We start from the raw sequence: 9,324 nt of genomic DNA, 5'->3' as shown, positions 1-9,324 counted from the left end.
GTCACTGATTTTTAACCAAAGGGTGCGCACGGCATCCAGTTGCTCGTTTCTGATATGCCTATCAAAAACTGTTAAAACATCGAGTCCGTGAAAATACCGACTCTTCATTCATAATACAAGGGTGCGCTGTGCGCACCACACACATAGCCCAAGGCTTTGGTGCGCGCGGCGCACCCTACCTGACTCCATTGATTTCCAGTGTCTGTTTTGCGTAAGTTCTATCAAATAAACTTCTATGTAGTTCAAAAAAATGCAGCGCAGAGGGTGATCTCTGAGCTGCATTTTTGTTGTGCTCAGTTTGGCGTAACAGGTTTCAAAATTCAGGCCCCCATCCAAGGCAAATCTGCCGAACACCAGCCTCCAACAGTTTTGCGATGACCATGATGATCTTTATCGCCTTCAAATCCTTGCAAAATGTCGTAGCAAGCGGTGTAACCGTTTTCGGTCGCTAGTTTTGCGCCGTGGCGGGAGCGTACGCCTGAACGGCATAAGAACAAGATAGTCGTATCTTTATCCGCAATGGCTGTCGCTAATTGCGCCATAAAGTTTGGATTCGGCGTGCCACCAGGATACAAACTCCATTGCACAGCTTTATGTTGTTCCTCCGCAATATGTACGCGTCCGACCCAATCACGTTCTGCATTAGTACGTACATCGACTAGTAGTACTCGATTATCATTTTGTAATAATTGAAATGCTTCCTCCGGTGTGACTGCGCCTGCATACGGTAATTGTTGTTCCTGTCCGCGTTGCTTTGCTTTATCGAGTATCTCGCTCATAGACTCTTCCTTTACTTTTATTTTGCTTCTATTTTGCTTCTATTTTGTTTAATAGAGCTTGATGGTGTGATCACCATCTCAGCTCAGTGCAATATCTATTGTAGAACCTGTTCTTACGGCTGCGGTGGATTTCTGTTTGGCAATTTGCGTGAACGGTGGCATCACACTATGGAATAGGGAAGTGCGTGTCACCTGAAGACGTTTTGGCTTGATTTTCAATGCACCATATTGAGGTGCACTGCACGCACTAAATTGGTGCGTACAACTTGTTGTGCATGGTTTTGGTGCGCATAATGTTTTGCGAATATGGCATTAAATTCCTTGAAATGAGATTTCTCTATATAAAACAAAGACTTAATTCTGCAGATTTTCTTGTCTTCTTTCTCTTGTACATGGCACGCTTTCTGCTAATATCCTCGTCGAGTTCTTCGTTCTCGTTTGCATTGTGATGGTGCGTTTTGCAGAATTTTGCCATCTTGGTGTCACATAAAAGAATGAGAATAGAGATAGATTGCGGCAATATCGTCTATTTCTGATGCATTTTGATTTGATGTTGTAGTTCTTAAATCTATTTTTGAACGATTATTTTGAACAATTATTTTGAACAATCAAGGAGTTTCAAATGGCAATGACCCCAGCAGAAGTGTTGAAGATGGCGAAAGACAACGAAGTCAAATTCGTTGATTTCCGTTTCGCGGATACACGCGGTAAAGAACAGCACGTAACCGTGCCTATTTCTCACTTCGATATTGATAAATTCGAATCGGGTCATGCATTTGATGGTTCTTCTATCGCTGGCTGGAAAGGTATTGAAGCCTCTGACATGTTGTTGATGCCAGATCCAAACACGGCGAATATCGATCCATTCATGGAAGAAACGACATTGTTTATGCAATGTGACGTGATTGAGCCAGCAGATGGTAAAGGCTATGACCGTGATCCACGTTCTATCGCGAAACGCGCAGAAGCTTATTTGAAGTCTTCAGGTATCGGCGATACCGCTTATTTCGGCCCAGAACCAGAATTCTTCATTTTCGACAGCGTACGTTGGAAAATCGACATGTCCGGTTGCTTCGTGAAGATTGATTCTGACGAAGCTTCATGGACAACAGGCGAAAAACTCGAAGGCGGTAACACAGGTCATCGTCCTACAGTCAAAGGTGGTTACTTCCCAGTGCCACCAGTCGACAGTTTCCAAGACATGCGTTCTGAAATGTGCTTGATTTTGGAATCCCTCGGCATTCCAGTCGAAGTGCATCACCATGAAGTAGCTGGTGCAGGTCAAAACGAAATCGGTACACGCTTCTCCACTTTGGTAGAGCGTGCTGACTGGACGCAAAACTTGAAATACGTTGTATGGAATGTGGCGCACACTTACGGCAAGACAGCGACTTTCATGCCTAAGCCTATCGTTGGCGACAACGGTTCTGGTATGCACGTGCATCAATCCATCTGGAAAGATGGCAAAAATCTGTTCGCTGGCGACGGCTATGCTGGTTTGTCTGATTTCGCCTTGTACTACATCGGCGGTATCATCAAACATGCTAAAGCATTGAACGCGATCACGAATCCAGGCACTAACTCCTATAAGCGTTTAGTTCCAGGCTACGAAGCACCGGTAAAATTGGCTTACTCTGCGAAGAACCGTTCTGCTTCTATCCGTATTCCTTACGTTGCGAATCCAAAAGCACGTCGCGTTGAAGCGCGTTTCCCAGATCCATTGGCGAATCCATACTTGTGCTTCGCTGCTTTGATGATGGCTGGTTTAGATGGCGTGCAAAACAAGATACATCCAGGCGAAGCGGCATCGAAAGATCTGTACCATTTGCCACCAGAAGAAGATGCATTGATCCCAACAGTGTGCGCTTCTTTGGAAGAAGCTTTAGATGCATTGAACAAAGACCGTGAATTCCTGACACGCGGTGGTGTATTCAGCGAAAGCATGATCGATGCTTACATCGAATTGAAGATGCAAGATGTACAGCGTATGCGTATGACTACACATCCTGCTGAGTTTGACATGTATTACTCTCTGTAATTGATGTAAAAGAAGCGGGGTTAGCCCCGCTTTTTTATTCGAAGTAAGATGGGTAATTGTGCAAAATCATTGCTTGGCATACACTAAGCTCTTATTGACTACTCTATATTACCTACTATGAAGCAATATCTAATCGGTTTTGGCGCATTGTTTGGTCTGGCCTGTGTGGCCATTACGACCAGTGCGCCTGTGCTCGCGCAGTCCGATGTGTATTTATGTGTCGATGCAAACGGCAAGAAAGAATACAAAAATACAGGTATTACCAAGGGATGTAAGCTGGTGGACCTGCCGCAGGTAAATACTATTCCCGCACCTGCGTCCGCCAAAAAAGTCGCGTCAGCCACGTCGGCTAAACCAGCCGCAAGTCCGGGCGGTTTCCCTAAAGTGGATGAAGGAACTCAAAAAGCGCGTGATTCAGACAGAAAACAAATTTTGTTGGATGAGCTCAAAGTTGAAGAGCAAAAGTTAGAAGCGATCAAAAAAGAATATAACGGCGGTGAGGTTGAGCGTCGTGCGGATGAGCGTCAGCCGGCAAAATATGTAGAGCGGGTGAATAATTTAAAAAATGATTTGGCGCGCACAGAAAAAAATATCGAAGCGCTGAAACGTGAAATTAGCAACCTGAAATAAGGTCTGCGCTTGCAGGCATATGAAAAAAGGTCGCTGTTGCGGCCTTTTTTTAATCCGATTTCAAGAGTAATCCAAATCATGAATAAATTCGCAGGATTAGATTTATTGGCCTCCGCAGTATTGGTGATGGATCCTCAAGGATGCATCGTGTACGCCAATCCGGCTGCCGAAAATTTGCTGGAACGTCCGTTTAAATTACTCTATAAATTGCAGCTAAAGGATTTGTTTCTCAATGGTGATGAACTGTTGACGGGCTTTGAACAGGCGGTAGCACAGCAATTTGCTGATAGGCGGCAAGACTTGATTTTGGAAAGAAATGGGCATGAACCCTTGCATGTCCACAGTATTGTGACGGCACTCGACCATGCAGAGACGCCGGTGTTGATCGAATTGCGTGAAAACGTGCAGCAGCTCAAGTTAGATCGTGAAGAGCGCATGCAAGATCAGAACAAAGAAAACAAAGAACTGATTCGCAATCTGGCGCACGAAATCAAAAATCCACTCGGTGGAATTCGTGGCGCGGCACAATTGTTAGAGTTAGAGCTGCCCGAGCGCGACGCAAAAGAATTGCGCGAATATACCCAAGTAATTATCAAAGAAGCGGATCGTTTGCAGGTCTTGGTCGATCGCCTATTGGCACCGAACCGCCTGCCGCAAGTGATTGCCGACGTGAATATTCATGAAGTTTGCGAACGTGTGCGTAGCTTGATCGTTGCTGAATTTCCCAAAGGTTTGACGATTAAACGCGACTACGATTTATCGATACCAGAATTTCGTGGTGACCAACAGCAGCTGATTCAAGCGGTATTGAATATCGCGCACAATGCGGCACAAGCACTGCGAATGCGGATGGCAGAAGGTGACGCAGAGATTGTTTTCAAGACGCGCGTAGTGCGCCAGGTCACGCTCGCAAAAATTCGTTATAGGCTGGCATTAGACTTGCATATCATTGATAACGGTCCCGGAATTCCTCCGAATATTCGAGACCGGATTTTTTACCCACTGGTGTCGGGACGTGACGGTGGAAGTGGCCTGGGCTTGACGCTCGCACAGGCGTTCGTTACGCAGCACGCAGGAATAATTGATTGTGAAAGCCGTCCGGGGTGTACCGATTTTCGGATTTTGATTCCGTTGCCGTGAGCCATAATCGCGCATATATCGCTTGGAGAACTTGGTAAGATGCGCTCAAACGGTGCGCTAAGCTAAGCAGATAAGTGGAACATGCGGCAAGAAAAAATTTAATTTATGAGATGCTGATCAATGATGAAAAACATTTGGATAGTCGATGACGATGATTCGATACGCTGGGTTTTAGAAAAAGCCCTGGCACGCGAAGGTTTTGTCACACGTAGCTTTATTAATCCAGACGATGTTTTGACGGCACTGGATGATGAGACACCGCAGGTGTTGGTGTCAGATATACGCATGAATGGCGCGTCAGGACTGGATTTGCTACAAACGATCAAGCAACGTTTGCCGAGTTTGCCGGTGATTATCATGACCGCATTTTCGGATCTTGATTCTGCGGTGGCGGCATTCAAAGGCGGTGCATTTGAATATCTGGCAAAACCTTTTGATCTGTCGAAGGCTGTCGAGTTGATTCGTCGTGCTTTGGAAGAAAGTGCACGTGAAGCGACAGTAGAATTGGTCTCTGACGTCGAGACAGAAATTCTTGGACACGCGGCCGCGATGCAAGAAGTGTTTCGCGCTATTGGTCGCTTGTCGCAGTCTAGCGTGACTGTGTTGATCACTGGCGAATCGGGTAGCGGTAAAGAACTGGTGGCGCGTGCTTTGCATAAGCACAGTCCACGCGTAAATCAACCATTCATTGCACTAAATACGGCTGCGATTCCGAAAGATTTATTGGAATCAGAATTGTTCGGGCACGAACGCGGTGCGTTTACTGGTGCACAGTCGGCACGCCGAGGGCGCTTCGAGCAGGCGGAGGGCGGTACGCTGTTCTTGGATGAAATTGGTGATATGCCATTTGATTTGCAAACGCGTTTGTTGCGCGTGCTGTCCGACGGGCATTTCTATCGTGTCGGCGGACATCAACCGCTAAAAGCGAACGTGCGCTTAATCGCCGCTACGCACCAACATCTGGAAGAGCGCGTCAAAGAAGGCGTATTTCGCGAAGACTTGTTTCACCGCTTAAATGTCATCCGCTTACGGGTTCCGAGTTTGCGTGAGCGACGCGAAGATATTCCTTTGTTAGCGAAACATTTTTTGATTCAAAGCGCCAAACAATTGGGTGTGGACGCTAAGCGTTTGTCTGATTCCGCGCTGAATTATATTTCTGGATTAGATTTTCCAGGGAATGTCAGACAATTAGAAAACTTATGTAATTGGATCACGGTGATGGCGCCGGGGCAAGTGGTAGAAACTGCTGATTTGCCGGGTGAGTTGTTGCCGCTTAATGCAAATGCTGTCGTTCGAGATGAGTCAAGTGCGAGTGCGCAGCAAGTCCAGTTTCCTCAGCAAATCGAGCATCTCTGGTTTGCAGCTTTGGAGCGCGAAGCAGAGCGCTTGCTGCAGCAAGGCGTGCAAGAAATCATGCCGAAATTGAGCCGTGATTTTGAAAGTGTTGTGATCAAAGCTGCGCTTAGACATACCCACGGTCGTAAGAACGAAGCTGCGATTCGACTGGGCATAGGAAGAAATACGATCAGCCGGAAAATTCAAGAATTGAGTATTGATGGTGTCAGGGATGAGTAGCAAGTAACTTCGTTGTCGTTTTTTTCTATAGCTTATTATTTAAAAAAGTTCTCTTAAAGCACTTATCGGAGTATTATTTCTTTACGCAAATTGATGTTTAATCGTAAATCTTGGTTGAGCATAATTTGCGTCATGCACGAAAAATCACTGATCAATGGCTAAACTTGATTGGCGCATTATTCGAATATTCTTTGATGCTGCAATACTTGGGAGATATCTATGAATTTCGACGCACTATTTCAGCAACAAGGTGCTTTACCGACTATTCCAAAAGTGGTTCAGGAAGTTATCGACAGTTTTAATGACGACAACGTATCGATTGACGATATTGCGCGTAAATTGGCGGCAGACCAGGTCTTGAGTGCAAAAATATTACGCCTTGCAAACTCTTCTTATTATCACTCGTCAAGAAGCGTGGGAACCGTCGATGATGCAGTGTTGATGCTGGGATTTATGACGATACGTACTCTGGTGATCAGCAGTGGATTGACTGGTGGTTTTAAGGCTATGCCCGGGGTCGATCTGAAACAATTTTGGCGCTATAGCATGCACACCGCAGTGATCGCAAAGTGTCTCGCGAAAAAAATAGGCGGCAACTCTGATTTTGCATTTACCGTAGGCTTGATGCACGCGATTGGACAATTGGTGATGCATTCTGCAATGCCTGAGCAGACATTGCAGATTGATAAAATCGCCGGATTGTTAGATGCACGCCGTTTAGATGTTGAGCGTACTTCTTTCGGCTACGATTTTTCTGATGTGGGTGCAGAATTGGCACGACGCTGGAGATTTCCCGATAATTTTGCTTCAGTCATCAAAGGATTTCCTCAACCCTTAATGTCAGCTAATTTTGAGCCTATGGCTGGTGTTGTTCATTTAGCGGTTTGGCGCGCCCGTGCAGAAGAAAACAAATATTCAAAAGAAGAGATGGAGGCAACAATTCCTACGGACGTATTGGCTAAGGTGGGTATCTCAACTGACTACATGTTAACCGAAATGCCGCCTATCTCAGAATTGGCTGCGGGTCTTGAAGAGTTGGTGAGTTAAATTCAAAATGCTTAGACTAGATCTGTAAGAATCTAATGTTTGAGTAGTTATCTCATTTCTGAAAAAATAAACAAAAAGCCGGATGATTCATTCAATCCGGCTTTTCGTTTCTTGATTTTTTTCGTTTATTTGTATTTCTGATTAATACTCAATGCCACCGCTTCTGCCACCTTGATGCCGTCGATGGCAGCCGAAAGAATTCCACCAGCGTATCCCGCACCTTCTCCAGCGGGATAGAGACCCTGTGTATTTAAGCTCTGGAAATCATCATCTTTGCGTTTAATGCGGATCGGCGAGGAGGTCCGCGTTTCAACCCCAGTCAGGATCGCATCTTTTAAGGAAAATCCTTTAATTTGTTTATCAAATTCAGGAATCGCTTCACGTATCGCGTCAATGGCAAATGCAGGTAAGACCTCGGTTAGATTGCATAGCGTAATTCCGGGTTTATACGAAGGAACGACTTCTCCTAGTTCGGTTGAAGCACGATTGGCCAAGAAATCGCCGATTAATTGACCTGGCGCGTTATAGGTGCCACCGCCAATTTCAAAGGCTTTGCTCTCGAGTTTTCTTTGAAAATCAATTCCCGCCAGTGGATGGCCTGGATAGTCAATTTCGGGAGAGATGCCGACTACAATCGCACTGTTCGCATTGCGCTCATTGCGTGAATACTGACTCATGCCATTGGTCACTACACGCCCCGGTTCTGAAGTCGCAGCAACTACAGTGCCACCTGGACACATGCAGAAGCTATAGACGGAGCGATCATTTTTTGCGTGATGTACTAATTTGTAATCCGCCGCGCCTAAAATCTTATTTCCTGCGTTGGGTCCAAAGCGCGCTTTGTCGATAATAGATTGAGGATGCTCAATTCTGAAGCCAATTGAAAATGGTTTCGCCTCGACGTAAATGCCTTTGTCGTAAATTAATTGGAACGTATCGCGCGCACTATGTCCAATTGCCAGCACCACATGATCAGTGACGAGCTTCTCGTTGTCATTAATAGTGAGTCCACAAATTTGCCCGTCACGCACATCAAAATCCGTCACCTTTTGCTGAAATCGGATTTCGCCGCCCAAGGTGATGATGTTGCTGCGCATTTCTTCTATCATTTTCACCAGTCGGAAAGTGCCAATGTGCGGTTTGCTGACGTACATGATTTCCTCAGGGGCACCTGATTTTACGAATTCTGTCAGTACTTTACGTCCATAATGTTTAGGGTCTTTCACCTGACTGTAGAGTTTGCCATCTGAAAATGTGCCAGCTCCACCTTCACCAAATTGCACATTCGATTCTGGCTGCAACTCGCGTTTGCGCCATAGGCCCCAAGTGTCTTTGGTGCGTTCGCGTACCGCTTTGCCGCGTTCCAATACTATTGGCCGGTAACCCATTTGTGCCAGAATTAATGCCGCAAACAGACCGCAAGGGCCAAACCCTATGACGACAGGTCGTGGAAAACTAGTTTCTTTGGCATGTGCAACAAACTTATAACTAGTGTCTGGAGTTTTACCTACTTTGTTTTGGCCCTGCACGTCCTTCAAAGTTCGCAATAGTGTTTCTTCATCTTGTACTGTGACATCAATCGTATAGATTAAGACGATAGCGGTTTTTTTGCGCGCATCATAACTACGTTTAAATATGGTGAAGTCTAATAGATCATCCGAACTAATTTTTAAACGTTTTAATATAGCGTCCTGTAAATCAGCTTCGGCATGGTCAAGTGGGAGTTGAATGTCGGTAAGGCGTAACATAAGAATAGAGCTCAATAAATCAAAGGCGTATTTTAACTGTTACTGAATAAATGCCCCAAATAATCTAGGCTTGCGCAAACCATCGATTCTTTGCTATAGTTCGCCTCCCGCAGAAATGCGGGGATGAAATAAGTAAGTATGCAAGCGGTAATACGTTGATTTCCTGATGTTTAAATTAAGTTGAAGAAACTAAAATTTAAACGGTAGTTAAAACAGGGGGTTGACGGGAATTCAGAAGTACTGCATAATCTCGTTTCTCTGCTGCTGACGAACACAACGCTTCGTAGCAAAAACAAAATCCTTCGGGTGAGTTTGAGTAGAAAAGAATAAGATCTTTAACAATTAACAGTCAATAAATGTGGGCACT

Annotated in this window: 7 protein-coding genes; 5 read left to right on the top strand and 2 right to left on the bottom strand. The window is 45.3% G+C overall.

Annotation, left to right across the window (positions count from 1 at the left end; all coding sequences use genetic code 11):
• Positions 1-320 precede the first annotated feature (320 nt).
• Positions 321-779, bottom strand: a complete 459-nt coding sequence (locus H8K55_RS21140; RefSeq protein WP_186944223.1) for a rhodanese-like domain-containing protein — start codon at positions 777-779, stop codon at positions 321-323.
• Positions 780-1,401: 622 nt separating this feature from the next.
• Here H8K55_RS21140 and glnA point away from each other — a divergent pair.
• The 5 genes from glnA (at position 1,402) to H8K55_RS21115 (ending at position 7,209) form a co-directional block, all read left to right on the top strand.
• The gene (glnA, locus tag H8K55_RS21135) at positions 1,402-2,817 is read left to right on the top strand and encodes a type I glutamate--ammonia ligase (protein WP_186944221.1); all 1,416 of its coding nucleotides are present in this window, start codon (positions 1,402-1,404) and stop codon (positions 2,815-2,817) included.
• A gap of 117 nt (positions 2,818-2,934) precedes the next feature.
• Positions 2,935-3,447 (top strand): DUF4124 domain-containing protein, encoded by a 513-nt coding sequence (locus H8K55_RS21130; RefSeq protein ID WP_186944219.1) that lies wholly within the window; start codon positions 2,935-2,937, stop codon positions 3,445-3,447.
• 78 nt (positions 3,448-3,525) lie between these two features.
• Positions 3,526-4,587, top strand: a complete 1,062-nt coding sequence (glnL, locus tag H8K55_RS21125; protein WP_186944218.1) for a nitrogen regulation protein NR(II) — start codon at positions 3,526-3,528, stop codon at positions 4,585-4,587.
• Positions 4,588-4,710: 123 nt separating this feature from the next.
• Positions 4,711-6,162 carry a nitrogen regulation protein NR(I) gene (gene ntrC, locus H8K55_RS21120; RefSeq protein ID WP_186944225.1) on the top strand — a complete coding sequence of 484 codons (1,452 nt, stop codon included), beginning with the start codon at positions 4,711-4,713 and terminating at the stop codon, positions 6,160-6,162.
• A gap of 219 nt (positions 6,163-6,381) precedes the next feature.
• Positions 6,382-7,209 carry an HDOD domain-containing protein gene (locus H8K55_RS21115; protein ID WP_186944216.1) on the top strand — a complete coding sequence of 276 codons (828 nt, stop codon included), beginning with the start codon at positions 6,382-6,384 and terminating at the stop codon, positions 7,207-7,209.
• A gap of 125 nt (positions 7,210-7,334) precedes the next feature.
• On the opposite strand, the gene H8K55_RS21110 is transcribed toward H8K55_RS21115, so the two are convergent.
• Positions 7,335-8,957, bottom strand: a complete 1,623-nt coding sequence (locus tag H8K55_RS21110; protein WP_186944214.1) for an NAD(P)/FAD-dependent oxidoreductase — start codon at positions 8,955-8,957, stop codon at positions 7,335-7,337.
• Between the last annotated feature and the right edge of the window lie 367 nt (positions 8,958-9,324).

It is taken from the genome of Affinundibacterium flavidum, assembly GCF_014284175.1.
Lineage (GTDB): Bacteria > Pseudomonadota > Gammaproteobacteria > Burkholderiales > Burkholderiaceae_D > Undibacterium > Undibacterium flavidum.
Note: the sequence above shows the minus strand (reverse complement) of the source record. Positions and strands in the feature narration are given on the sequence as shown.

Coding starts and splice junctions, on each gene's coding strand:
- H8K55_RS21115 (WP_186944216.1), top strand. CDS start 6,382: ATGAATTTCGACGCACTATTTCAGCAACAAGGTGCTTTACCGACTATT.
- glnL (WP_186944218.1), top strand. CDS start 3,526: ATGAATAAATTCGCAGGATTAGATTTATTGGCCTCCGCAGTATTGGTG.
- ntrC (WP_186944225.1), top strand. CDS start 4,711: ATGAAAAACATTTGGATAGTCGATGACGATGATTCGATACGCTGGGTT.
- H8K55_RS21130 (WP_186944219.1), top strand. CDS start 2,935: ATGAAGCAATATCTAATCGGTTTTGGCGCATTGTTTGGTCTGGCCTGT.
- glnA (WP_186944221.1), top strand. CDS start 1,402: ATGGCAATGACCCCAGCAGAAGTGTTGAAGATGGCGAAAGACAACGAA.
- H8K55_RS21140 (WP_186944223.1), bottom strand. CDS start 779: ATGAGCGAGATACTCGATAAAGCAAAGCAACGCGGACAGGAACAACAA.
- H8K55_RS21110 (WP_186944214.1), bottom strand. CDS start 8,957: ATGTTACGCCTTACCGACATTCAACTCCCACTTGACCATGCCGAAGCT.